Source organism: Xanthomonas sp. CFBP 8445 (genome assembly GCF_025666235.1).
In the GTDB taxonomy this organism is placed as follows: domain Bacteria; phylum Pseudomonadota; class Gammaproteobacteria; order Xanthomonadales; family Xanthomonadaceae; genus Xanthomonas_A; species Xanthomonas_A indica.
This window is the reverse complement of the sequence record NZ_CP102594.1, coordinates 3,190,685-3,213,996: the sequence shown is the minus strand read 5'-3', so window position 1 is coordinate 3,213,996 and position 23,312 is coordinate 3,190,685. Positions and strand designations below refer to the sequence as shown.

The 23,312-nt window shown below is 67.5% G+C and carries 21 protein-coding genes and 2 tRNA genes; 22 read left to right on the top strand and 1 reads right to left on the bottom strand.

The window, feature by feature from the left end; translation table 11 throughout:
• Positions 1-444: a group I truncated hemoglobin gene (locus NUG21_RS13660; RefSeq protein WP_242081279.1), complete on the top strand. Its 444-nt coding sequence runs from the start codon at positions 1-3 to the stop codon at positions 442-444.
• 109 nt (positions 445-553) lie between these two features.
• Here NUG21_RS13660 and NUG21_RS13655 read toward each other — a convergent pair whose 3' ends face one another.
• Positions 554-1,354, bottom strand: coding sequence for an SDR family NAD(P)-dependent oxidoreductase (locus NUG21_RS13655; protein WP_263391147.1), 801 nt, complete (start codon positions 1,352-1,354; stop codon positions 554-556).
• Positions 1,355-1,472: 118 nt separating this feature from the next.
• Here NUG21_RS13655 and tpiA point away from each other — a divergent pair, with 118 nt between their 5' ends.
• The 21 genes from tpiA to infB all read left to right on the top strand — a co-directional run bounded on the left by tpiA (position 1,473) and on the right by infB (position 23,234).
• Positions 1,473-2,234, top strand: a complete 762-nt coding sequence (gene tpiA, locus NUG21_RS13650) for a triose-phosphate isomerase (protein ID WP_263391146.1) — start codon at positions 1,473-1,475, stop codon at positions 2,232-2,234.
• A gap of 62 nt (positions 2,235-2,296) precedes the next feature.
• Entirely contained in the window at positions 2,297-2,722 is a 426-nt protein-coding gene (gene secG, locus NUG21_RS13645; protein WP_160947100.1) for a preprotein translocase subunit SecG, read from the top strand.
• 51 nt (positions 2,723-2,773) lie between these two features.
• Positions 2,774-2,858, top strand: a tRNA-Leu gene (locus NUG21_RS13640).
• A 107-nt stretch (positions 2,859-2,965) separates the two neighbouring features.
• Positions 2,966-3,322: an NADH-quinone oxidoreductase subunit A gene (locus NUG21_RS13635; protein ID WP_010343005.1), complete on the top strand. Its 357-nt coding sequence runs from the start codon at positions 2,966-2,968 to the stop codon at positions 3,320-3,322.
• The gene (locus tag NUG21_RS13630) at positions 3,313-3,867 is read left to right on the top strand and encodes a NuoB/complex I 20 kDa subunit family protein (RefSeq protein WP_010343006.1); all 555 of its coding nucleotides are present in this window, start codon (positions 3,313-3,315) and stop codon (positions 3,865-3,867) included. Before NUG21_RS13635 ends, NUG21_RS13630 begins: the two co-directional genes overlap by 10 nt.
• Positions 3,868-3,900: 33 nt before the next feature.
• On the top strand, positions 3,901-4,650 hold the full coding sequence (locus NUG21_RS13625; protein ID WP_160947098.1) for an NADH-quinone oxidoreductase subunit C: 750 nt from the start codon (positions 3,901-3,903) through the stop codon (positions 4,648-4,650).
• The gene (locus tag NUG21_RS13620; RefSeq protein ID WP_160947097.1) at positions 4,647-5,954 is read left to right on the top strand and encodes an NADH-quinone oxidoreductase subunit D; all 1,308 of its coding nucleotides are present in this window, start codon (positions 4,647-4,649) and stop codon (positions 5,952-5,954) included. Before NUG21_RS13625 ends, NUG21_RS13620 begins: the two co-directional genes overlap by 4 nt.
• The gene (nuoE, locus tag NUG21_RS13615) at positions 5,951-6,478 is read left to right on the top strand and encodes an NADH-quinone oxidoreductase subunit NuoE (RefSeq protein ID WP_010343009.1); all 528 of its coding nucleotides are present in this window, start codon (positions 5,951-5,953) and stop codon (positions 6,476-6,478) included. The genes NUG21_RS13620 and nuoE overlap by 4 nt, the downstream gene beginning before the upstream one ends.
• A gap of 5 nt (positions 6,479-6,483) precedes the next feature.
• Entirely contained in the window at positions 6,484-7,827 is a 1,344-nt protein-coding gene (gene nuoF, locus NUG21_RS13610; RefSeq protein ID WP_019797068.1) for an NADH-quinone oxidoreductase subunit NuoF, read from the top strand.
• Complete coding sequence (gene nuoG, locus NUG21_RS13605; protein ID WP_263391145.1) at positions 7,824-10,073, top strand: NADH-quinone oxidoreductase subunit NuoG; 2,250 nt, start codon at positions 7,824-7,826, stop codon at positions 10,071-10,073. Before nuoF ends, nuoG begins: the two co-directional genes overlap by 4 nt.
• Positions 10,070-11,161 carry an NADH-quinone oxidoreductase subunit NuoH gene (nuoH, locus tag NUG21_RS13600; RefSeq protein WP_160947095.1) on the top strand — a complete coding sequence of 364 codons (1,092 nt, stop codon included), beginning with the start codon at positions 10,070-10,072 and terminating at the stop codon, positions 11,159-11,161. The genes nuoG and nuoH overlap by 4 nt, the downstream gene beginning before the upstream one ends.
• A gap of 3 nt (positions 11,162-11,164) precedes the next feature.
• Positions 11,165-11,653, top strand: coding sequence for an NADH-quinone oxidoreductase subunit NuoI (gene nuoI / locus NUG21_RS13595; protein WP_012915532.1), 489 nt, complete (start codon positions 11,165-11,167; stop codon positions 11,651-11,653).
• 9 nt (positions 11,654-11,662) lie between these two features.
• A complete protein-coding gene (locus NUG21_RS13590) occupies positions 11,663-12,310 on the top strand; it encodes an NADH-quinone oxidoreductase subunit J (protein ID WP_019796545.1) in 648 nt (215 codons plus the stop codon).
• Positions 12,307-12,612, top strand: a complete 306-nt coding sequence (gene nuoK, locus NUG21_RS13585) for an NADH-quinone oxidoreductase subunit NuoK (protein WP_017908131.1) — start codon at positions 12,307-12,309, stop codon at positions 12,610-12,612. Before NUG21_RS13590 ends, nuoK begins: the two co-directional genes overlap by 4 nt.
• Positions 12,613-12,619: 7 nt before the next feature.
• A complete protein-coding gene (gene nuoL / locus NUG21_RS13580) occupies positions 12,620-14,791 on the top strand; it encodes an NADH-quinone oxidoreductase subunit L (protein WP_019796543.1) in 2,172 nt (723 codons plus the stop codon).
• A gap of 20 nt (positions 14,792-14,811) precedes the next feature.
• Positions 14,812-16,314, top strand: a complete 1,503-nt coding sequence (locus NUG21_RS13575) for an NADH-quinone oxidoreductase subunit M (protein ID WP_263391144.1) — start codon at positions 14,812-14,814, stop codon at positions 16,312-16,314.
• 36 nt (positions 16,315-16,350) lie between these two features.
• On the top strand, positions 16,351-17,826 hold the full coding sequence (gene nuoN, locus NUG21_RS13570) for an NADH-quinone oxidoreductase subunit NuoN (protein ID WP_184502609.1): 1,476 nt from the start codon (positions 16,351-16,353) through the stop codon (positions 17,824-17,826).
• 206 nt (positions 17,827-18,032) lie between these two features.
• Positions 18,033-18,109 (top strand) — tRNA-Met (locus tag NUG21_RS13565).
• Between the two features lie 207 nt (positions 18,110-18,316).
• On the top strand, positions 18,317-18,922 hold the full coding sequence (gene rimP / locus NUG21_RS13560) for a ribosome maturation factor RimP (protein ID WP_019796233.1): 606 nt from the start codon (positions 18,317-18,319) through the stop codon (positions 18,920-18,922).
• Positions 18,919-20,430: a transcription termination factor NusA gene (nusA, locus tag NUG21_RS13555; RefSeq protein WP_160947091.1), complete on the top strand. Its 1,512-nt coding sequence runs from the start codon at positions 18,919-18,921 to the stop codon at positions 20,428-20,430. The genes rimP and nusA overlap by 4 nt, the downstream gene beginning before the upstream one ends.
• A 95-nt stretch (positions 20,431-20,525) precedes the next feature.
• Positions 20,526-23,234: a translation initiation factor IF-2 gene (gene infB / locus NUG21_RS13550; protein ID WP_160947090.1), complete on the top strand. Its 2,709-nt coding sequence runs from the start codon at positions 20,526-20,528 to the stop codon at positions 23,232-23,234.
• Positions 23,235-23,312: the final 78 nt, after the last annotated feature.

Below are 23,312 nucleotides of genomic sequence, written 5' to 3'. Positions count from 1 at the left end.
ATGGCCAGGCCGATGCGCGTCCTGATCCCGATCCTGCTGGCGGCGGCCGCGCTGCTGGCCGGCTGCGCCAGCGCTCCGCGGCCGCCGCGCACGCTGTACGCCGACCTGGGCGGCCAGCCCGGCATCGAGGCGCTGGTGGAGACGCTGCTGTCGCGCATCGCCGACGACCCGCGCATCGTCCAGCACTTCGCCCGGGTCAACATCGTGATGCTGGACCAGCGCCTGGTGCAGAAGTTCTGCCACCTCAGCGACGGGCCGTGCGCCGATACCGCCAAGCCGATGAAGCAGGCGCACCAGCATCTGCCGATCCACGAGGCGGACTTCAACGCGCTGGTCGAGGACCTGGTGTGGGCGATGGACCAGCGCGGCATCCCGCGCCGCGTGCAGAACCGGTTGCTGGCCAGGCTGGCGCCACTGCACGGCGATATCGTCAACCAGCCCTAGGGCGTGTCACCCATTCCCGAGAAGATGCCGCGTCGGGTCTGGCAGGCGCGCTGCCGGCGCTGCGCGGCGCGATACCCGGACCGCGCTCGCCGGGCCGGCAGGTCGCGGGCTATTCCACCGACCTGATCCGATGCGAGCCGCGTCCCATCAGGCGCAGCAGCAGGGCATTGGGCAACAGCGCGGTCAGGCCGAGCAGGGCGCGGTAGACCGCACCCGGCACCACCCGCACCTTGCCGCGTTCGGCGCCGTCGATGCCGGCGCGGGCCGCGGCCGCGGTCTGCAGCCAGATCCAGCGCGGCAGGGCGTTCATCTGTTCGCGGGTGCCGGTGACGTCGTGGAACTCGGACCAGGTGAAGCCGGGGCACAGCGCGCACACGCCGACCCCGTGGTCGGCGTTCTCCAGGGCCAGCGATTCGCTGAAGCGCAGCATGAAGCTCTTTGCCGCCGCGTACAGGGTGTGGCCGTCGGCGCCGGGCACCAGGGCAGCGAACGAGGCCACGTTGAGGATGCGGCCGTGGCCGCTGGCGCGCAGCGATGGCAACAGCCGCCAGGTCAGTTCGCACACCGCGCCGACCATCACCTGCAGGAACGCCGCGTGCACCGCCCAGTCCTGGGCGATGTAGCGACCGGGCACGCCGTAGCCGGCATTGTTGACCAGGATCCGCACCGCCAGCCCGCGCCGTTCCAGTTCCGCCACCAGCGCGGCCGGCGCCGCCGGGTCGGCCAGGTCGGCGACCAGCACCTCCACCGGCACCTGCGGCCGCAGCTCGGCGGCCAGCGCCTGCAGCTGTGCCTCGCGGCGCGCGGTCAGGATCAGCGGGACGCCGCGGCGGGCGTATTCGCGGGCGATCTCGCGGCCGATGCCGCTGGAGGCGCCGGTGATCAGGGCGTAGCCGGGAAGCTGGGTCATGGCAGTCTCTGCGCGTGGAGCGGGCGGCGGGGAAGGGACGGGCGGCGGGGCGCGGCGATACCTGCCCTTGGCGGCGCATCGGCTATCCTCTCGGCACTTTTTCGCCGGAGATGCGCCGATGCGACGCAAGATCGTAGCCGGAAACTGGAAATTGCATGGCACCCGCCACTTCGCCGCCGAGCTGGTGCGGGAGATCGTCGCCGGGTTGCACGAGGCCGGTCACGACGTGGAGGTGGTGATCCTCCCGCCGCTGCCGTATCTGGGCGACCTGATCGAAAATTTTGAGGACCGGATGCTGCGCTTCGGCGCGCAGGACGTCAGCAGCAACGAGAAGGGCGCCTATACCGGCGAGGTGTCGGCGGCGATGCTGGTCGACGTGGGCGCCGACTACGGCCTGGTCGGGCATTCGGAGCGCCGCCAGTACCACCAGGAGAGCAGCGAGCTGGTCGCGCGCAAGTTCGCCGCCGCCATGCATGCCGGGCTGGTCCCGATCCTGTGCGTGGGCGAGGCCCTGGAACAGCGCGAGGCCGGGCGCACCGAGGCGGTCATCGCCGCGCAGCTGGCGCCGGTGCTGGACCTGGTCGGCGCCGAGGGCTTCGCCCGGGCGGTGGTGGCCTACGAGCCGGTCTGGGCGATCGGCACCGGCCGCACCGCCAGCCCGGCGCAGGCGCAGGCCGTGCATGCGTTCATCCGTGGCGAAGTGGCGGCGCGCGATGCTAGAATCGCGGATTCGTTGCCGATCCTGTATGGCGGCAGCGTCAAGCCCGACAACGCCGCCGAGCTGTTCGCGCAGCCGGATGTCGATGGCGGGCTGGTGGGCGGCGCCTCGCTGGTCGCCGCGGAATTCCTGGCCATCGTGCGAGCGGCGGCCGCCTGTTGAGCGAATGGCTGCCGATGGCGGCCGTTGGTCCCCCAAGTCGTACTGTCCGGACGGATTTCGAAATGCTGATGGTCATCCTCAATGTGGTCTACGTGCTGGTGGCGATCGCGATGATCGCGCTGATCCTGATGCAGCGCGGCGCCGGTGCGGCGGCGGGTTCCGGGTTCGGCGCCGGCGCGTCCGGCACCGTGTTCGGATCGCGTGGCGCGTCCAACTTCCTGTCCAAGTCGACCAAGTGGCTGGCCGTGGTGTTCTTCGCCATCAGCCTGTTCATGGCCTGGTACGCCGGCCACAGCGCGCGTCCGGCCGACGCCAATCTGGGCGTGATGTCGCAGTCCGCCACCCCGGCCCCGGCCGCGCCGGCCGGTGAGCTGCAGGTCCCGCAGGCGCCGTCGGCGGCCCCTGCGGCGCCCGCCGCCGCCCCGGCCGCCCAGCAGGCGCCGGAAAAAGCACAAGAAAAGTCGCCTGCCCCGTCGCAGAAAGACTGAAGACGGTTACAATATGCTGCGCGGCGGGATTGCCGCGCAGGTTTTACGCAAGCCCAGGTGGCGGAATTGGTAGACGCACTACCTTGAGGTGGTAGCGACTTAGGTCGTAGGGGTTCGAGTCCCCTCTTGGGCACCATTGTTTGGCTACGGTTTCTGCGCAGGGGCATCACGCTCTTGTCCGGAGAATCGTCTATCCCATGCCTGCGCGGCACGCGCGCGGGCACAGGCAAGAGAGAATCGCGAGTGCTGGCCGAATATTTGCCGACCCTGCTGTTTCTGATCGTGGCCACCGGTATCGGCGTCGCGCTGATGCTGGTGGGGCGGTTCCTCGGTCCCCGGCGTCCTGACCTGAAGAAGCTCTCGCCTTACGAGTGCGGCTTCGAGGCCTTCGAGGACGCGCGCATGAAGTTCGACGTGCGCTACTACCTGATCGCCATCCAGTTCATCGTCTTCGATCTGGAAATCATCTTCATCGTGCCGTGGACGCAGGTGTTCATGGACCTGGGCGCTCGCTCCCTGGTCACCATGGGCCTGTTCGTCGGCATGTTGTTCCTCGGTTTTGTCTACGTGTGGAAGAAGGGAGCGCTGGAATGGGAGTGATTCAGACCCTGGATCGCCTGATGACCAACCCGATCCCGGAAGGGCGGGTGGACGACATCCTGCGTCCCGAAGGCGAGAACCCGCTGCTGGAGAAGGGTTACGTCACCACCAGCGTCGATGCGCTGCTGAACTGGGCGCGCACCGGCTCGATGTGGCCGATGACCTTCGGCCTGGCCTGCTGCGCGGTCGAGATGATGCACGCCGGCGCCGCGCGCCTGGACCTGGACCGCTACGGCGTGGTGTTCCGCCCGTCGCCGCGCCAGTCCGACGTGATGATCGTCGCCGGCACCCTGGTCAACAAGATGGCCCCGGCGCTGCGCAAGGTCTACGACCAGATGCCGGACCCGAAGTGGGTCATCTCGATGGGCAGCTGCGCCAACGGCGGCGGCTACTACCATTACTCGTATTCGGTGGTGCGCGGTTGCGACCGCATCGTGCCGGTGGATGTCTACGTCCCCGGCTGCCCGCCGACCGCCGAGGCCCTGGTCTACGGCATCCTGCAGTTGCAGAAGAAGATCTGGCGAACCCAGACCATCGCGCGCTGATTCCTCTTTCCTCAGAGAGCACGCCAAGCCCCCATGGCAGAGCAAGCATCTTCCTTTAGCGACCGACTCGGCGCCCGTTTCCCCGGCAGCCAGGTCTTCGTGGCCCTTCCGCGCGGTGAAGTCACCCTGGAAGTGCCGGCCGACGCCTGGCACGCCACCTGTCTGGCGCTGCGCGACGAGTTCGGCTTCGAACAACTGACCGACCTGTGCGGCGTGGACTATCTGGGCCACGGCAGCGACGAGTGGGATACCTCGGACGTGTCCTCGCACGGCTTCAGCCGTGGCGTCGAAGGCAAGGCCATGGGCCGCTTCGCCTGGGGCGAGTTCCCCAGCGCCGAGACCGCCGCCGGCGTGCAGCCGATGCCGGTCCCGCAGCAGCGCTACGCGGTGCTGGCGCAGCTGATCTCCTACCGCCACAACCAGCGCCTGCGCGTGCGTTGCTACGCGCCGAACGAAGACCTGCCGGTGGTGGCCTCGGTCACCGACATCTGGCCGGGCGCGAACTGGTTCGAGCGCGAGGCGTTCGACCTGTTCGGCGTGGTGTTCTCCGGGCACCCGGACCTGCGCCGCATCCTCACCGACTACGGCTTCGTCGGCCATCCGTTCCGCAAGGATTTCCCGCTGATCGGCAACGTCGAAGTGCGCTACGACGAAGAGAAGAAGCGCGTGATCTACGAGCCGGTGACGTCGGTGGAGCCGCGCGTGGGCGTGCCGCGCGTGATCCGCCACGATGCGCGCTACCAGACCGCGGCGGGCGAAGCACAGAAGGAGTCCGCCAAGTGAGCGAGTACCACCAGGCGCACGACGGGTTCGCCAGCAATCCTGCCGAAGCCAAGCAGGAGATCCGCAACTACACGATGAACTTCGGCCCGCAGCATCCGGCCGCGCACGGCGTGTTGCGCCTGATCCTGGAGATGGACGGCGAGACCGTGGTTCGTGCCGATCCGCACATCGGCCTGCTGCACCGCGGCACCGAAAAGCTGGCCGAGTCCAAGCCGTTCAACCAGTCGGTGCCGTACATGGACCGGCTGGACTACGTGTCGATGATGTGCAACGAGCACGCCTACGTGCGCGCGATCGAGACCCTGATGGGGATCGAGGCGCCGGAGCGCGCGCAGTACATCCGCACCATGTTCGACGAGATCACCCGCATCCTGAACCACCTGATGTGGGTCGGTTCCAATGCGCTCGACCTGGGTGCGATGGCGGTGATGCTGTACGCGTTCCGCGAACGCGAAGAGCTGATGGACGTCTACGAGGCAGTGTCGGGTGCGCGCATGCACGCCGCCTACTACCGTCCAGGCGGCGTGTACCGCGATCTGCCGGATCACATGCCCAAGTACAAGGAGTCGCGCTGGCACAAGGGCGGCGCGCTCAAGCGGCTCAATTCCGCGCGCGAAGGTTCGTTGCTCGACTTCATCGAGTACTTCACCGACGTGTTCCCGGGGCGGGTCGATGAATACGAAACCCTGCTGACCGACAACCGCATCTGGAAGCAGCGCACTGTCGGCATCGGCGTGGTCACCCCGGAGCAGGCCTACGCCTGGGGCATGACCGGCCCCATGCTGCGCGGCTCGGGCATCGCCTGGGACCTGCGCAAGAAGCAGCCGTACGCCAAGTACGACAGCGTCGATTTCGACATCCCGCTCGGCACCAACGGCGACTGCTACGACCGTTACCTGGTGCGCGTGGCCGAGATGCGCGAGTCCAACCGCATCATCAAGCAGTGCGTGAAGTGGCTGAAGGCCAACCCGGGCCCGGTCATGGTCACCAATTTCAAGGTCGCTCCGCCCAGCCGCGAAGGCATGAAGGACGACATGGAAGCGCTGATCCATCACTTCAAGCTGTTCAGCGAAGGCTATTGCGTGCCGGCCGGCGAGACCTATTGCGCGGTCGAGGCGCCGAAGGGCGAGTTCGGCTGCTACCTGATGTCCGACGGCGCCAACAAGCCGTTCCGCGTGCACCTGCGCGCGCCGGGCTTCGCCCATCTGTCGTCGATGGACGCGATCGTGCGCGGCCACATGCTGGCCGACGTGGTGGCGATGATTGGTACCTATGATCTGGTGTTTGGTGAGGTCGACCGATGAAGGCGACAGGTAATTTCGAAGCGGCGCGCGACGTCGATCCGATGGTGGTGCTGAGTGACAAGACGCGCGCGCACATCGATCACTGGCTGAGCAAGTTCCCGCCGGACCGCAAGCGTTCGGCGGTGCTGCAGGGCCTGCACGCGGCGCAGGAACAGAACCAGGGCTGGCTGACCGACGAACTGATCGCCGGCGTGGCCAAGTACCTGGAGTTGCCGCCGGTGTGGGCCTACGAGGTCGCCAGCTTCTACTCGATGTTCGAGACCGAGAAGGTCGGCCGCAACAACGTCGCGTTCTGCACCAACATCAGCTGCTGGCTCAATGGCGCCGAAGACCTGGTCGCGCACGCCGAGAAGAAGCTCGGCTGCAAGCTGGGCCAGTCCACCGCCGACGGCCGCGTCTACCTCAAGCGCGAGGAAGAGTGCCTGGCCGGTTGCGCCGGCGCACCGATGATGGTCATCAACGGCCACTACCATGAGCACCTGACCAAGGACAAGGTCGACGAATTGCTGGACGGGTTGGAGTAACGGCAATGGCACAGCATCCCCACGCCCCCACCGGTCCGGTCGGCCCTGCGCCGCAGCCGCACCAGGTGGTGTACACCACGCTGCACTACGACACCCCGTGGTCCTACGAGAGCTACCTGAAGACCGGTGGCTACGCCGCGCTGCGCAAGATCCTCGAAGAGAAGATCCCGCCGGAGCAGGTGATCGAGATGGTCAAGCAGTCGAACCTGCGCGGCCGTGGCGGCGCCGGCTTCCCGACCGGCCTGAAGTGGTCGTTCATGCCCAAGGGCGCGCCGCAGAAGTACATCCTGTGCAACTCGGACGAGTCCGAGCCCGGCACCTGCAAGGACCGCGACATCCTGCGCTACAACCCGCACTCGGTGGTGGAGGGCATGGCCATCGCCTGCTACGCCACCGGCTCCACCGTGGGCTACAACTACCTGCGCGGCGAGTTCCACCACGAGCCGTTCGAACATTTCGAGCAGGCCCTGGCCGACGCGTACGCCAATGGCTGGCTGGGCAAGGACATCCTCGGCAGCGGCATCGACATCGACATCTACGGCGCGCTGGGCGCCGGCGCCTACATCTGCGGCGAAGAGACCGCGCTGATGGAGTCGCTGGAAGGCAAGAAGGGGCAGCCGCGCTACAAGCCGCCGTTCCCGGCCAATTTCGGCCTGTACGGCAAGCCGTCGACGATCAACAACACCGAGACCTACGCCTCGGTGCCGGCGATCATCCGCAACGGCCCGGAATGGTTCCTGGGCCTGAGCAAGACCAAGAACGGCGGCCCGAAGATCTTCTCGGTCTCCGGCTGCGTGCAGAAGGGCGGCAACTTCGAAGTGCCGCTGGGTACCACCTTCGACGAACTGCTGGAGATGGCCGGCGGGCTGAAGCCGGGCCGCACCCTCAAGGGCGCGATCCCGGGCGGCGTGTCGATGCCGGTGCTGAAGGCCGAGCAGCTTGCGGGCCTGCAGATGGACTACGACACCCTGCGTGCGCTGGGCACCGGCCTGGGCTCGGGCGCGATCGTGGTGCTGGACGACAGCGTGTGCTGCGTGAAGTTCGCCTGCCGCATCTCGCAGTTCTTCCACAAGGAGTCCTGCGGCCAGTGCACCCCGTGCCGCGAAGGCACCGGCTGGATGCACCGCGTGCTGGAGCGCATCGTCGCCGGCAAGGCCACGATGGAAGACCTGCACCAGTTGCGCACCGTCGCCGGGCAGATCGAAGGCCACACCATCTGCGCCTTCGGCGAAGCGGCGGCCTGGCCGATCCAGGGCTTCCTGCGCCAGTTCTGGGACGAATTCGAGTACTACATCGTCAACGGTCATTCGATGGTTGACGGCAAGAAGCTGGAGGCAGCCGCCGCATGAGCGCGCAACCCAACAATCCCGGCGCGACCCCGGCGGTCGTGCCGGAAGGCCATGTGACCGTCGAGATCGACGGCCAGTCGCTGGTCGTGCCGAAGGGCTCGATGATCATCCAGGCGGCCGACAAGGCCGGCATTCCGATCCCGCGCTTCTGCTACCACGAGAAGCTGCCGATCGCGGCCAACTGCCGCATGTGCCTGGTCGATGTCGAGAAGTCGCCCAAGCCGTCGCCGGCCTGCGCCACGCCGGTCATGGATGGCATGAAGGTGCAGACCCGCAGCGACAAGGCGCTGAAGTACCAGCGCAGCGTCATGGAATTCCTGCTGATCAACCACCCGCTGGACTGCCCGATCTGCGATCAGGGCGGCGAGTGCGAACTGCAGGACGTGTCGCTGGGCTATGGCCGCTCGGTCAGCCGCTTCAACGAGCGCAAGCGCGTGGTGCCGGACGAGGACATCGGGCCGCTGGTCGCCACCGAGATGACCCGCTGCATCCAGTGCACCCGCTGCGTGCGCTTCACCGCGGACATCGCCGGCACCTACGAGCTGGGCGGCATGTACCGCGGCGAGAACCTGCAGATCGGCACCTACGACGGCAAGCCGCTGACCACCGAGCTGTCCGGCAACGTGGTCGACGTGTGCCCGGTCGGTGCGCTGACCAACAAGGTGTTCCAGTTCCGCGCGCGCCCCTGGGAACTGGTGGCGCGCGAGTCGCTGGGTTACCACGACGCGATGGGTTCGAATCTGTTCCTGCACGTGCGTCGCGGCGAAGTGCTGCGCACCGTGCCGCGCGACAACGAGGCGGTCAACGAGTGCTGGCTGTCCGACCGCGATCGCTATTCGCACCAGGGCCTGTACGCCGAGGACCGCGCACTGCGGCCGATGCGCAAGGTCGACGGGCAGTGGCGCGAGGTGTCGTGGGCCGAAGCGCTGTCCGCCGCGAGCGAGATCCTCAGGGCCAACCGTGGCGACGCGCTCGGCGTGCTCGCGCATCCGTCCACCTCCAACGAGGAGGGCGCGCTGCTGGCGCGCCTGGCCGAGGGCCTGGACAGCGGCAACCTCGATCACCGCGTGTACAACCGCGACTTCTCCGATGCCGCGCTGGCAGAGCCGTTCGCGCTGCCGCTGGCGGAGATCGAGCAGGCCGACGTGGTGGTGATCCTGGGCAGCAACCTGCGCCACGAGCTGCCGCTGCTGCATGCACGCCTGCGCAAGGCGCGGATGCAGCGCCAGACCAAGGTGTATTCGATCAACCCGGTCGATTTCGACGTGGCCTTCGACCAGGCCGGCCGCCAGATCGTGGCGCCGTCGAAGTTCGCCGAGGCGCTGGCCGACGGCGCGCTGCGCGAGGCGGTGCAGGGCGCCGGCCGTGCGGTGCTGATCGTCGGCGCGCTGGTCGAGAACCATCCGCAGGCCGCGGCGCTGCGCGCGGCCGCGCGCGACTTCGCCGCCGCCACCGGCGCGGCGCTGTGCCGCATCCCGCAGGGCGCCAACGCGCTGGGCCTGTCGCGCTACGGCGTGCTGCCGCGCGGCCGCAACGTCGCGGCGATGCTGGCCGAACCGCGCAGCGCCTACGTGCTGTACGGCCTGGAGCCGGGGCTGGACTTCGCCGACGCCGCTGCCGCGCGCAGCGCGCTGGCCGGTGCCAAGGTGGTGGCGTTCAGCCACTTCGCCTGCGCCTCCACTCGCGACGTGGCCGACGTGATCCTGCCGATCGGCGCGCTGCCGGAAATCGAGGCGACGCTGACCAACCTCAACGGCAGCGACCAGCGCACCCGCGCCGGCGGCAAGCTGCCGGGCGAGGCCCGCGAGGGCTGGCGCGTGCTGCGCGCGCTCGGCGGCGAGCTGGGCCTGCAGGGCTTCGCGTTCATCGACCTGGCCGGGCTGCGCGATGGCCTGCAGCCGCGCGAGGTCGCCGCGGCGAGCTCGGCGCAGCCGGCACGCCAGGACGAGGGCCTGGAACTGGCCGCCAGCCCGGCGATCTACCGCACCGATGCGGTGGTGCGTCGCGCGCAGGCGCTGCAGCAGCATCCGCTGAACCGTGCGCCGGGCGTGGCGTTGCATCCGGACGAAGCGGCGCGGCTGGGCCTGCGCGACGGGCAGATGGTCAAGGTCGGCACCGCGGCGGGTAGCGCCACGTTGCCGCTGGCGACGGACAAGCGGGTCGCGCCGGGCGCGGCCTGGATCGAAACGGGCCACGGCGCGACCGCGCCGCTGGGCGCCGGTCGGGTGACGGTGGTGGCTGCATGAACGAGATGCTGTTGAACGTGGTCGACCCGCTGCACCAGTGGTTCCTCGGCCTGGGCGCCCTCGGCGTGGTCCTGTGGATCGTGCTGAAGATCCTGGTGATCGCCATGCCGGTGATCATCGCGGTGGCGTTCTACGTGGTCTGGGAGCGCAAGCTGATCGGCTGGATGCACGTGCGCCACGGGCCGATGTACGTGGGCATGGGCATCTTCCAGGCCTTCGCCGACGTCTTCAAGCTGCTGTTCAAGGAAATCATCCAGCCCAGCAGCTCGCACAAGGCGATGTTCGTGATCGCGCCGCTGATCACCCTGGCGCCGGCCTTCGCCGCCTGGGCGGTGGTGCCGTTCGACGCCAAGCTGGTGCTGTCCAACGCCAACGCCGGCCTGCTGTATCTGCTGGCGATGACCTCGCTGGGCGTGTACGGCATCATCCTGGCCGGCTGGGCGTCCAACTCCAAGTACGCCTTCCTCGGCGCGATGCGCTCGGCGGCGCAGGTGGTCAGCTACGAGATCGCGATGGGCTTCGCCCTGGTCGGCGTGATGATCGCCGCCGGCAGCCTGAACCTGAGCACGATCGTGCAGGCGCAGGCCGGCAGCTCCGGGTTCTTCGACTGGTTCCTGATCCCGCTGTTCCCGCTGTTCATCGTGTACTGGGTGTCCGGCGTGGCCGAGACCAACCGCGCGCCGTTCGACGTGGTCGAAGGCGAGTCGGAAATCGTCGCCGGCCACATGGTCGAGTATTCGGGCGGTGCGTTCGCGCTGTTCTTCCTGGCCGAATACGCCAACATGATCCTGGTCAGCTTCCTGGTCTCGATCTTCTTCCTGGGCGGCTGGCTGAGCCCGATCCAGGGTTGGGTCACCGCCGACGTGTCGCCGTGGGTCAACTGGATCTGGACCGGCGGCTGGCCGTGGCTGCTGATGAAGGTGCTGTTCTTCGCCAGCGCGTACATCTGGTTCCGCGCCAGCTTCCCGCGCTACCGCTACGACCAGATCATGCGCCTGGGCTGGAAGGTGTTCATCCCGCTGACGATCGTGTGGATCGCGGTGACGGCATTGATGGTGTTCTACGGCGTGATCCAGAAGGGCGTGTAAGCGATGAATAAAATCACCCATTACTTCAAGAGCCTGCTGCTGCTCGAGCTGCTCGGCGGCCTGTGGCTGACCTTGAAGTACACGTTCCGTCCCAAGTACACCGTGCTGTACCCGATGGAGAAGTTCCCGCAGTCGCCGCGTTTCCGCGGCCTGCACGCGCTGCGCCGGTATCCCAACGGCGAAGAGCGCTGCATCGCCTGCAAGCTGTGCGAGGCGGTGTGCCCGGCGCTGGCGATCACCATCGACTCGACCAAGCGCGAGGACGGCACCCGCCGTACCACCCGCTACGACATCGACCTGTTCAAGTGCATCTACTGCGGCTTCTGCGAGGAAAGCTGCCCGGTGGATTCGATCGTGGAGACCCAGGTGCTGGAGTACCACTTCGAGAAGCGCGGCGAGAACATCGTCACCAAGCCGCAGTTGCTGGCGATCGGAGACCGGCTCGAGGCCGAGATCGCCGAGCGCCGCGCTGCCGACGCTCCCTTCCGCTGAGGTTCCGAAATGGATTGGGTAAATATCGCTTTCTGGATCTTCGCCACCATCGCCGCGGTCGCCGCCGGCGCGGTGATCAGCGTGCGCAACCCCGTGTACGCGGTGCTGTGCCTGATCCTGACCTTCTTCTCCATTGCTTGCGTGTGGCTGCTGGTGGGCGCCGAGTTCCTCGGCGTGACCCTGGTGCTGGTCTACGTCGGCGCGGTCATGGTGCTGTTCCTGTTCGTGGTGATGATGCTGGACATCGACACCGCCCGCCTGCGCGAAGGCTGGGTGCGCTACCTGCCGGTCGGCCTGGTGGTGGCGGTGGCGATGCTGGTGCAGATGGTCACCCTGATCGGGGTCAAGGCGCGTAGCGCGGCGCCGTTCCCGGCCGACAACGCCGCGGCCCAGGCCGCCGACACCTCCAACATCACCTGGCTGGCCAAGACCCTGTTCACCCAGTTCCTGCTGCCGTTCGAGTTCGCCGCGATCATCCTGACCGTGGCGGTGGTCGCCGCGGTGATGCTGACCCTGCGCAAGCGCACCGGCATCAAGACCCAGAACCCGGGCGACCAGTCGCGGGTCAAGGCCAGCGACCGTCTGCGCATCGTCAAGATGGACGCCGAGAAGCCCACGCTCCACACTCCGCCGGCATCGCAGGAGGGCCAGCCATGATCTCCCTAGGCCATCTGCTGGCGCTCGGCGCGGTGCTGTTCTGCATCGCCCTGGCCGGCATCTTCCTCAACCGCAAGAACGTCATCGTGCTGCTGATGTCGATCGAGCTGATGCTGCTGTCGGTCAACATCAACTTCGTCGCCTTTTCGCGCGAGCTCGGCGACGCCGCCGGCCAGTTGTTCGTGTTCTTCATCCTGACCGTGGCCGCGGCCGAAGCCGCCATCGGCCTCGCGATCCTGGTGACGCTGTTCCGTACCCGCCACACGATCAACGTGGCCGAAGTCGATTCGCTGAAGGGCTGACCTGCAGATGGAAATTACGCTCTCCAAGAGTCTGCTGATCGCGGTGGTGCTGGCCCCGCTGGTCGGCAGCATCATCGCCGGCCTGTTCGGCCGTCAGGTCGGCCGCAAGGGCGCGCAGTTCGCCACCATCCTCGGCGTCGCGGTCAGCTGCGCGCTGTCGTGCTGGACCCTGTACCAGCTGGTGGGGCAGGGCGCTTCGCCGTTCAACCAGAACCTCTACACCTTCTTCGAGGTCGGCCATTACTCGGCCCACGTCGGCTTCATGGTCGACCGCCTGACCGCGATGATGATGGTGGTGGTGACCTTCGTGTCGCTGCTGGTGCACATCTACACCATCGGCTACATGGCCGATGACCCGGGCTACCAGCGCTTCTTCAGCTACATCTCGCTGTTCACCTTCTCGATGCTGAGCCTGGTGATGAGCAACAACTTCCTGCAGCTGTTCTTCGGCTGGGAAGCGGTGGGCCTGGTGTCGTACCTACTGATCGGCTTCTGGTTCAAGCGCCCGACCGCGGTGTTCGCCAACATGAAGGCGTTCCTGGTCAACCGCGTCGGCGACTTCGGCTTCATCCTCGGCATCGCCGGCGTACTGCTGTGGTTCGGCACGCTGGACTACGCCAGCGTGTTCGCCAACGCCACCGCGGTGCTGGGCAACGAGGCCGCCGGCGGCCTGGCCCAGGTGCAGCTGCTCCCGGGGCAGGCCTGGAACGTCTCCACCATCATCTGCATTTGCTTGTTCATCGGCGCCATGGGCAAGTCGGCGCAGGTGCCGCTGCACGTGTGGCTGCCGGACTCGATGGAAGGCCCGACCCCGATCTCGGCGCTGATCCACGCCGCGACCATGGTCACCGCCGGCATCTTCATGGTGGCGCGCATGTCGCCGCTGTTCGAGCTGTCGCAGACCGCGCTGAACTTCGTGCTGGTCGTCGGCGCCACCACCGCGTTCTTCACCGGCCTGATCGGCATCGTGCAGAACGACATCAAGCGCGTGGTCGCCTACTCGACACTGTCGCAGCTGGGCTACATGACCGTGGCGCTGGGCGTGTCGGCGTACTCGGCGGCGGTGTTCCACCTGATGACCCACGCCTTCTTCAAGGCGCTGCTGTTCCTGGCGGCCGGCTCGGTGATCATCGGCATGCACCACGAGCAGGACATGCGCAAGATGGGCGGCCTGCGCAAGTACATGCCGATCACCTACTGGACCAGCGTGATCGGCACCCTGGCGCTGGTGGGCACCCCGTTCTTCGCCGGCTTCTACTCCAAGGACACCATCATCGAGGCGGCCGCGCATCACGCGCACACCTCGCATAGCTGGATCGCGACCTACGGCTACTGGGCGGTGCTCGGCGGCGTGCTGATCACCAGCTTCTACAGCTTCCGCCTGCTGTTCCTGACCTTCCACGGCCAGGAGCGTTTCCGCGATGCGCATGCGCACGACGTGCACGCCCACCACGACAGCGCCCACACCGACGCCGAGGCGCAGTCCCACGCGCACGATGCGCACGACGCGCATGCGTATGACGACCACCACGGCCACCATGGCGCGCACGAGCCGCACGAGTCGCCGTGGGTGGTGACGGTGCCGCTGATCCTGCTGGCGATCCCGTCGATCGCGATCGGCTTCTTCACCATCGGCCCGATGCTGTTCGGCACCGATTGGGCGGGGCACCATGCCGCGGCGGCGATCAAGGGCCAGGCAGTCAGCTTCTTCACAGGCATCGTCGACTTCTACGACCCGGCGCGCGACACCGTCGGTGCGCTGGCCGAGGAGTTCCATGGCCCGGTCGCGTTCGCCCTGCATGGCCTGACCCAGCCGCCGTTCTTCCTGACCCTGGCCGGTTTCGCCCTGGCCTGGATCCTGTACCTGTGGAAGCCGGAACTGGCGGCGAAGGCGCGCAAGACCTTCTCGGTGCCGGTGTGGATCCTCGAGAACAAGTACGGTTTCGACAAGCTCTGGATCGGCGGTTTCGCCGGCGGCGGCGTACGCCTGGGCAAGGTGTCGCGTGCGGTGGATACGCATGTCGTGGACGGCGTCATGGTCAACGGCACCGCGCGCGTGATCGACCTGGCGGCCAACCTGCTGCGTCGCACGCAATCCGGTTTCCTCTATCACTACGCCTTCGCGATGATCGTCGGTCTCATTGCCCTGCTGGGCGTGCTGATGCATTTCTGGCGTTGACCTGTACGGAATAAGAACACGTGTCGAACTGGCCTCTACTCTCCATCCTGATCTGGCTGCCGATCATCGGCGGCGCCCTGGTCCTCGCCGTGCGCGACGCGCGTGCGGCACGCTGGGCGTCGCTGCTGGTGGCGTTGCTGACCTTCGCGCTCAGCGTGCCGCTGCTCACCGGTTTCGACTACGCCAGCGACGCGCTGCAGTTCGTCGAGACCCACGCCTGGATCCCGGCGTACGACATCGGCTACAACCTCGGCGCCGACGGCATCGCGGTCGCGCTGATCGTGCTGACCACCCTGGTCACGGTGCTGGCGCTGATCGGCGCGTGGACCTCGATCGACAAGCGCGTCAACCAGTACGTGGCCGCGTTCCTGATCCTGGAAGGCGTCACCGTCGGCATCTTCTCCGCCACCGACGCGATGCTGTTCTACGTGTTCTTCGAGGCGATGCTGATCCCGATGTTCCTGATCATCGGCATCTGGGGCGGCCCGCGCCGCATCTATGCCGCGGTCAAGTTCTTCCTGTACACCTTCCTCGGCTCGGTGCTGATGCTGGTCGGGTTGATCTACCTGTACCTGAAGGGCGGCAGCTTCCAGCTCGCCGACCTGTACCAGCTCTCGCTGACCTCGAAGGAACAGACCTGGTTGTTCTTCGCCTTCCTGATCGCCTTCGCGGTCAAGGTGCCGATGTTCCCGGTGCACACCTGGCTGCCGGACGCGCACGTGGAAGCGCCGACCGCCGGTTCGGTGATCCTGGCGGCGATCGCGCTGAAGATCGGCGGCTACGGCTTCCTGCGCTTCAACCTGCCGATCCTGCCCGACGCCAGCAACGAGTGGGCATGGCTGGTGATCGCGCTGTCGCTGATCGCGGTGATCTACGTCGGCCTGGTCGCCCTGGTCCAGGACGACATGAAGAAGCTGATCGCGTACTCGTCGATCGCGCACATGGGCTTCGTCACCCTCGGCACCTTCGTCGCTTTCGCCTTGGTCGGCTTCGGCAGCGTCGACGCCGCGCGGCTGGGCCTGCAGGGCGCGATGGTGCAGATGATCTCGCACGGCTTCGTGTCCGGCGCCATGTTCTCCTGCGTGGGCGTGCTGTACGACCGCATGCATACCCGCCGCATCGCCGACTACGGCGGCGTGGTCAACGTGATGCCGTGGTTCGCCACCTTCGCGATGCTGTTCTTCATGGCCAACGCGGGCCTGCCGGGCACCAGCGGCTTCGTCGGCGAGTTCATGGTCATCATGGCCAGCTTCCAGGCGCATCCGCTGCTGGCCTTCGGTGCGGCGACCACCCTGGTGATCACCGCCGCCTACACCCTGTGGCTGTACCGCCGCGTGTTCTTCGGCGAAGTCGCCAATGCGCACGTGGCCGAGCTGAAGGACATCAACGGCCGCGAGGCGCTGGTGCTGGGCGTGTTCGCGCTCGGCGTGCTGGCCCTGGGCCTGTATCCGAAGCCGTTGACCGACCTGATGGAGCCCTCGATCGCGAAGCTGGCGGCGCAGATCGCCACCAGCAAGCTGTAAGCGGCCGTCGAGCGTATTGATTCCAGAGATTTGATGATGACCACCCCTGCGCTGCTGCCTCTGACCACCGTCGACCTGCCGCCCCTGCTGCCCGAGCTGGTGCTGACCGCCGGTGCCTTCTTCCTGCTGATGCTCGATCTGTTCGTCAGCGAGCGCAACAAGGCCTGGACCCACATCGTGTCGGTGGCGATCCTGGTCGCGGTGTTCGCGATGCTGCTGGCCGGCGTGGGCGGGCAGGGCGAGGTGTTCCAGGGCATGTTCGTGCGCGACGCCGCCGCCGACGTGATGAAGACGGTGATCGTCGGCCTCAGCGCGCTGACCCTGATCTACGGCTGGAGCTACCTGCGCGAGCGCAATCTGTACCAGGGCGAGATCCCGGTGCTGGTGCTGTTCGCCACGGTCGGCATGATGATCCTGGTGTCGGCCGGCAGCCTGCTGATGGTCTACCTGGGCCTGGAACTGCTGGCGCTGTGCTCCTACGCGCTGGTCGCCTCCAACCGCGACAACGGCATGGCCACGGAAGCGGCGATGAAGTACATCGTGCTCGGTTCACTGGCCTCGGGCCTGCTGCTGTACGGCATGTCGCTGATCTACGGCGCCACCGGCACGCTGAGCCTGAGCGGCATCCACGAGGCGATCGGCAACGGCCGCGAGCACATGCTGCTGCTGACCGGCACCGTGTTCATGATCGCCGGCGTCGCCTTCAAGCTCGGCGCCGCGCCGTTCCACATGTGGCTGCCGGACGTCTACCAGGGCGCCCCGGCGCCGATCGCGCTGTTCATCAGCTCGGCCTCCAAGCTGGCCGCGTTCGGCATGGCCTACCGCCTGCTGGAAGTGGGCGTGGGTCCGCTGGCGGCGCAGTGGCACTGGGTGATCGGCGGCCTGGCGGCGCTGTCGCTGGTGGTCGGCAACCTGATGGCGGTGGCGCAGAGCAACCTCAAGCGCATGCTGGCGTACTCCACGGTCTCGCACATCGGCTTCCTGCTGCTGGGCGTGGCCGGTGGCGGCGAGCGCGGCTACGCGGCGGCGCTGTTCTACGCGATCTGCTACGCGGTGATGTCCACCGCGTCGTTCGGCGCGATCATCGCGCTGTCGCGCAAGGGCTTCGAAGCCGAGAACATCGACGACTTCAAGGGCCTGAACGCGCGCAACCCGTGGATGGCGCTGCTGGTGCTGTGCATCATGGCCTCGCTGGCCGGCGTGCCGCCGTTCCTGGGCTTCTGGGCCAAGCTGGCGGTGCTGGGCGCGGTGGTCGCGGTGCCCGACCAGAACCTGTGGTGGACCGGCCTGGCGGTACTGTCGGTGCTGTGCGCGGTGATCGGCGCGTTCTACTATCTGCGCGTGATCAAGGTGATGTATTTCGACGAGCCGGTCGGCTCGCCGCTGCCGGCCAACGACGATCGCGTGCTGGGCGTGGCGCTGGGCGTCAACGCGCTGGGCCTGCTGGCCTTCGGCCTGGCCTGGAGCCCGCTGATGGCATGGTGCCAGCGCGCCTTCGCGCACCTGGCCTGATCGCGAAAGGGCGGTTTTCCCGCTGTTTCCGCCGACGCCGCCGCAAGGCGGCGTCGGCGTTTTTGCATTCGGCGATGCGATTGCTGTTTCGTTTTCCATCGTGTGCGGTTATCATGGCGTCCTTCGCACGGCAGCCTCGCTACCGCGTCGAGATGAAAATCAGGGCTTGCAATCGACGCACTGATTCTTCATAATTCCGCTTCTGCTGCGGGGTGGAGCAGTCTGGCAGCTCGTCGGGCTCATAACCCGAAGGTCGCAGGTTCAAATCCTGCCCCCGCTACCATATTTGTCTGCAGCGGCAACCAGTGCATCGGTTGTCTGCGGCAGGGAAATCTGGGCTTCGCGATGACGCATGTTCCCGTCGTCGCAACCGGAATCCAGCGTGACCGGAGTTTTACCGGACAAGGGGCCCAGAGGGCCCTTTGTCGTTTCCGGGGTCCGGAAAATGCACGCAACCGACTCTTCAACCCTTTCAGATGCAAGGCAGGCTGTGAGCGACAAGGCAAACGAAATCGCGACTCTGCTGGGCCCGACCGTGGACGCGTTGGGCCTGGAACTGCTGGGCGCGGAATATCTGCCGGCCCCCGGCGGCGCCACGCTGCGCCTGTACATCGACGTGCCGCTGGCCGAGCAGCCCGAGCGCGTGGTCAATATCGACGATTGCGAGCGGGTCAGCCGCGAGGTCTCGGCGCAACTGGACGTGGAAGACCCGATCAGCGGCAACTACACGCTGGAAGTGTCCTCGCCGGGCGTGGACCGGCCGCTGTTCAGCGCCGAACAGTTTTCCCGCCATCTGGGCGAATCGGCCAAGGTGGTGCTGAAGCTGCCGCAGCAGGGCCGTCGGCGCCTGCAGGGGCGCATCGTGCAGGCCGACGCCGATGCCGGCCGCATTACCTTCGAGGTCGACGGCGCCGAACTGGCGGTGGACTTCGACAATATCGACAAGGCGCGGATCATGCCCGACTGGGCGGCGCTGGGCCTGGCCCCGACCAAGCCGGGCAAGGGGCCGAAGCCGGCCGGCAAGAACGCAAAATCCAATAAGAAACCATCCAACGAACCGGCGGCCGACGAGGCTGCGCGCGGAGCGAAAGAATGAGCAAGGAACTGTTGCTGGTAGTCGACGCGGTGGCCAACGAAAAGGGCGTGCCGCGCGAAGTGATCTTCGATGCGATCGAGGCCGCGTTGGCGTCGGCGGCGAAGAAGCGCTACCCCGACCAGGACGTGCTGACGCGCGTCACCATCGACCACAAGGACGGCACCTACGAGACCTTCCGGCGTTGGGAAGTGGTGGCCGACGACGTGGTGATGGAGTCGCCCGACCGGCAGATCCGCCTGATGGACGCGGTCGACGAGGCCGAGGGCGTTGAGGTCGGCGACTACATCGAAGAGCAGATCGAGAATCCGGACTTCGGCCGCATCGCCGCGCAGGCCGCCAAGCAGGTGATCGTGCAGCGCGTGCGCGAGGCTGAGCGCCAGCAGGTGGTGGATGCGTGGAAGGATCGCGTCGGCGAGCTGGTCACCGGCGTGGTCAAGCGCGCCGAGCGCGGCAACATCTACGTGGACCTGGGCGGCAACGCCGAGGCCTTCATTCCCAAGGACAAGGGCATTCCGCGCGATGTGCTGCGCGCCGGCGACCGCGTGCGCGGCTACCTGGCCGAAGTGCGTTCGGAGCCGCGCGGCCCGCAGCTGTTCATCAGCCGCGCCGCGCCGGAATTCATGATCGAGCTGTTCAAGCTGGAAGTGCCGGAAGTGGGCCAGGGCCTGGTCGAGATCAAGGCCTGCGCGCGCGATCCGGGCGACCGCGCCAAGATCGCGGTGCTGGCGCACGACACCCGCACCGATCCGATCGGCGCCTGCATCGGCATGCGCGGTTCGCGCGTGCAGGCGGTGTCCAACGAGCTCAACGGCGAGCGCGTGGACATCGTGCTGTGGAACGACAACCCGGCCAACTTCGTCATCAACGCGATGGCGCCGGCCGAGGTGCAGTCGATCATCGTCGACGAAGAAAAGCACTCGATGGACCTGGCGGTGGCGGAAGACCGCCTGGCCCAGGCGATCGGCAAGGGCGGCCAGAACGTGCGCCTGGCCAGCCGCCTGACCGGCTGGCAGCTCAACGTGATGACCGCCGAGCAGGTCGCGGCCAAGTCCGAGGCCGAGCAGGCCGTGGCCCGCCAGCTGTTCATGGACAAGCTGGAAGTGGACGAGGAGATCGCCGCGATCCTGGTCGCCGAGGGCTTCAACTCGGTCGAGGAAATCGCCTACGTGCCGGTCGGCGAGCTGCTGGCGGTCGAAGGCTTCGACGAGGACATCGTCGAGGAACTGCGCGCCCGTGCCCGCGACGCGCTGCTCAACGAGGCGCTGGCCGCCGAGGAGAGCGACGACGACGGCGTGCCGGCGGCGGACCTGCTGTCGCTGCCGGGCATGGACGAAGCCACCGCCTACGCGCTGGCCGGCCATGGCGTACGCACCAGCGAGGACCTGTCGGATCTGGCTGCCGACGAAATCCTCGAGTTCGGCATCGAGGACCTGGACAAGGACCGCGCCGCGGCCCTGATCCTGGCCGCCCGCGCCGAGGAGATCGCCCGCCTGGAGCGCGGCGAATGAGTCAGCGATGAATGCCGCCCTGACCCGATCAGGGCTTAGAATCCGCGCTACCTTCGCACGCGGCGAGGGGGCGCCAACCAGATCATAGGATCCGAATGTCGCAGCAAACCACCATCCGCAAGCTGGCCGAACTGGTGAACACGCCGGTCGAGAAACTGCTGGTTCAACTGGCCGACGCCGGGATGAAGTTCAGCGGTCCCGACCAGGTCGTCACCAGCACCGAAAAGATGAAGCTGCTGGGCTTCCTGCGCCGTACCCACGGCAAGACCGACAAGCCGGTCGAGGAAGAGGCCCAGGCGGCGCCGAAGAAGATCACCCTGAACCGGCGCAAGCTGCAGGAAGTGACGGTCAGCGCCGGGCGCAGCAAGACCACGGTCAACGTCGAGGTCCGGCAGAAGCGCACCTACGTGAAGTCGGCCGAGGACCTGGCCGCCGAGCGTGCGGCGCCGTCCGCGGGCGGACGGGTGGACGACGAGCGGGCCGAGATCCTGCGCAAGCTGGAGGAATCCAAGCAGCGCAACCTGGCCGAGCAGCAGAAGCTCGCCGAGCAGGACCGTGCGCGCGCCGAGGAAATCGAGCGCAAGCGCAAGGCCGAGCAGGAAGCGCGCGAGCGCGCCGAGGCCGAGCAGCGCGCCGCGCAGGCGGCGCTGGAAGCCGAGTCGGCGCCGCCGGCTGCGGCGCCGGCCGCGCCTGCCGCCGACCGCAACGCCGCCGCTGCGCCGCGCGCGCCGCGTCCGGCGGTGGCACCGCGTCCGGCCGGTGCGGCGCATCCGGCCAAGCCGGCGGCCCCGCGCAGCGACGACCGCAACAACGCCAACAACAAGCACAAGACCCGCGGCTCGCACGTGATGGTCGCCGGTGTCGAGGACGACGACAGCACCAGCCGCTTCGCCGGCCAGCTGCACCTGTCCGCGGCCGACCGCGCGCGCCGTTCCAACGTGCGCGGCAAGCCGCGCGGCGGCAGCCACAGCGGCGGCCGTCGCCAGGCCGAACCGTCGCGCAGCGGCGGCGGCGCGCACGGCTTCGAGCGTCCCACCGCACCGGTGGTGCGCGAAGTGGCGATCGGCGACACCATCACCGTGGCCGACCTGGCGCAGAAGCTCGCGCTGAAGGGCGGCGACGTGGTGAAGGCGCTGTTCAAGATGGGCGTGATGGCCACCATCACCCAGACCATCGACCACGACACCGCGGCGCTGGTCACCGAAGAGCTCGGCCACAAGCCGGTGCGTGCGGGCAGTGCCGACGCCGAGGACGCGCTGCTGGCGCACACCGAGGACGCGCAGGGCGAGAAGCTGCCGCGGCCGCCGGTGGTCACCATCATGGGCCACGTCGACCACGGCAAGACCTCGCTGCTGGACTACATCCGCCGCACCAAGGTCGCCTCGGGCGAAGCCGGCGGCATCACCCAGCACATCGGCGCGTACCACGTCGAAACCGACCGCGGCGTCATCAGCTTCCTGGATACCCCGGGCCACGCCGCGTTCACCTCGATGCGCGCCCGCGGCGCCAAGCTCACCGACATCGTGGTGCTGGTGGTCGCCGCCGACGACGGCGTGATGCCGCAGACGGTCGAGGCGGTCAAGCATGCCAAGGCGGCCGGCGTGCCGCTGATCGTGGCGGTCAACAAGATCGACAAGTCCGGCGCCGATCCGCTGCGGGTCAAGAACGAGTTGCTGGCGCAGGACGTGGTCGCCGAAGAGTTCGGCGGCGACACGCAGTTCGTCGAGCTCTCGGCCAAGACCGGCCAGGGCATCGACACGCTGCTGGACGCGATCTCGCTGCAGGCCGAAGTGCTGGAACTGCGCGCGGTGGCCGAAGGCCGCGCCAGCGGCGTGGTGATCGAGTCCTCGCTGGACAAGGGCCGCGGCCCGGTGGCGACGGTGCTGGTGCAGCAGGGCGCGCTGAAGAAGGGCGACTACCTGGTGTGCGGCATCCAGTACGGCCGCGTGCGTGCGCTGTTCGACGAGACCGGCAAGCAGCCGGATTCCGCGGGTCCGTCGATCCCGGTGCAGGTGCTCGGCCTGTCCGGCGTGCCGGATGCCGGCGACGACTTCGTGGTCGTCGACGACGAGCGCCTGGCCAAGGACGTGGCGCAGCAGCGCGAGACCAAGCGCCGTGAATCGCGCCTGGTGTCCACCGCGGGCAGCCGCATGGAAGACATCATGTCGCAGCTCGGCAAGGGCGAGGGCCAGCTGTCGCTGAACCTGGTGATCAAGGCCGACGTGCAGGGTTCGGTGGAAGCGCTGAAGCAGTCGCTGACCGCGCTGTCCAACGAGCAGATCCGCATCAACGTGATTCACTCCGGCGTGGGCGGCATCACCGAGTCCGATGCGAATTCGGCGCTGGCGTCCAAGGCCACGGTGATCGGCTTCAACGTGCGTGCCGACGCCTCGGCGCGGCGCATCATCGAGACCAACGGCATCGACCTGCGTTACTTCTCGATCATCTACGACGTGATCGACCAGGTGAAGCAGGTGGCGTCCGGCCTGCTGGGCGTGGAGATCCGCGAAGAGATCATCGGTATCGCCCAAGTGCGCGACGTGTTCCGCAGCTCCAAGTTCGGCGCCGTCGCCGGCTGCATGGTCGTGGAGGGCGTGGTCAAGCGCAACAAGCCGATCCGCGTGCTGCGCGACAACACCGTGGTGTTCGAGGGCGAGCTGGAATCGCTGCGTCGCTTCAAGGAGAACGTCGACGAAGTGCGCAACGGCACCGAGTGCGGTATCGGCGTGAAGGCCTACAACGACGTCAAGGCCGGCGACCAGATCGAGTGCTTCGAGCGCATCGAAGTGCAGCGTACGCTGTAAGAGCCGGGAGTCGGGAATCGGGATTGGGGATTCGTAAAAGCGGTGCGCTACGTGCGTGTCGCTTCTGCGAGTCTCTCC

Coding starts and splice junctions, on each gene's coding strand:
- nuoI (WP_012915532.1), top strand. CDS start 11,165: ATGAATAAAATCACCCATTACTTCAAGAGCCTGCTGCTGCTCGAGCTG.
- NUG21_RS13655 (WP_263391147.1), bottom strand. CDS start 1,354: ATGACCCAGCTTCCCGGCTACGCCCTGATCACCGGCGCCTCCAGCGGC.
- nuoN (WP_184502609.1), top strand. CDS start 16,351: ATGACCACCCCTGCGCTGCTGCCTCTGACCACCGTCGACCTGCCGCCC.
- nuoH (WP_160947095.1), top strand. CDS start 10,070: ATGAACGAGATGCTGTTGAACGTGGTCGACCCGCTGCACCAGTGGTTC.
- tpiA (WP_263391146.1), top strand. CDS start 1,473: ATGCGACGCAAGATCGTAGCCGGAAACTGGAAATTGCATGGCACCCGC.
- nuoL (WP_019796543.1), top strand. CDS start 12,620: ATGGAAATTACGCTCTCCAAGAGTCTGCTGATCGCGGTGGTGCTGGCC.
- nuoG (WP_263391145.1), top strand. CDS start 7,824: ATGAGCGCGCAACCCAACAATCCCGGCGCGACCCCGGCGGTCGTGCCG.
- NUG21_RS13630 (WP_010343006.1), top strand. CDS start 3,313: ATGGGAGTGATTCAGACCCTGGATCGCCTGATGACCAACCCGATCCCG.
- nuoK (WP_017908131.1), top strand. CDS start 12,307: ATGATCTCCCTAGGCCATCTGCTGGCGCTCGGCGCGGTGCTGTTCTGC.
- NUG21_RS13590 (WP_019796545.1), top strand. CDS start 11,663: ATGGATTGGGTAAATATCGCTTTCTGGATCTTCGCCACCATCGCCGCG.
- infB (WP_160947090.1), top strand. CDS start 20,526: ATGTCGCAGCAAACCACCATCCGCAAGCTGGCCGAACTGGTGAACACG.
- secG (WP_160947100.1), top strand. CDS start 2,297: ATGCTGATGGTCATCCTCAATGTGGTCTACGTGCTGGTGGCGATCGCG.
- NUG21_RS13660 (WP_242081279.1), top strand. CDS start 1: ATGGCCAGGCCGATGCGCGTCCTGATCCCGATCCTGCTGGCGGCGGCC.
- nusA (WP_160947091.1), top strand. CDS start 18,919: ATGAGCAAGGAACTGTTGCTGGTAGTCGACGCGGTGGCCAACGAAAAG.
- NUG21_RS13625 (WP_160947098.1), top strand. CDS start 3,901: ATGGCAGAGCAAGCATCTTCCTTTAGCGACCGACTCGGCGCCCGTTTC.
- nuoE (WP_010343009.1), top strand. CDS start 5,951: ATGAAGGCGACAGGTAATTTCGAAGCGGCGCGCGACGTCGATCCGATG.
- nuoF (WP_019797068.1), top strand. CDS start 6,484: ATGGCACAGCATCCCCACGCCCCCACCGGTCCGGTCGGCCCTGCGCCG.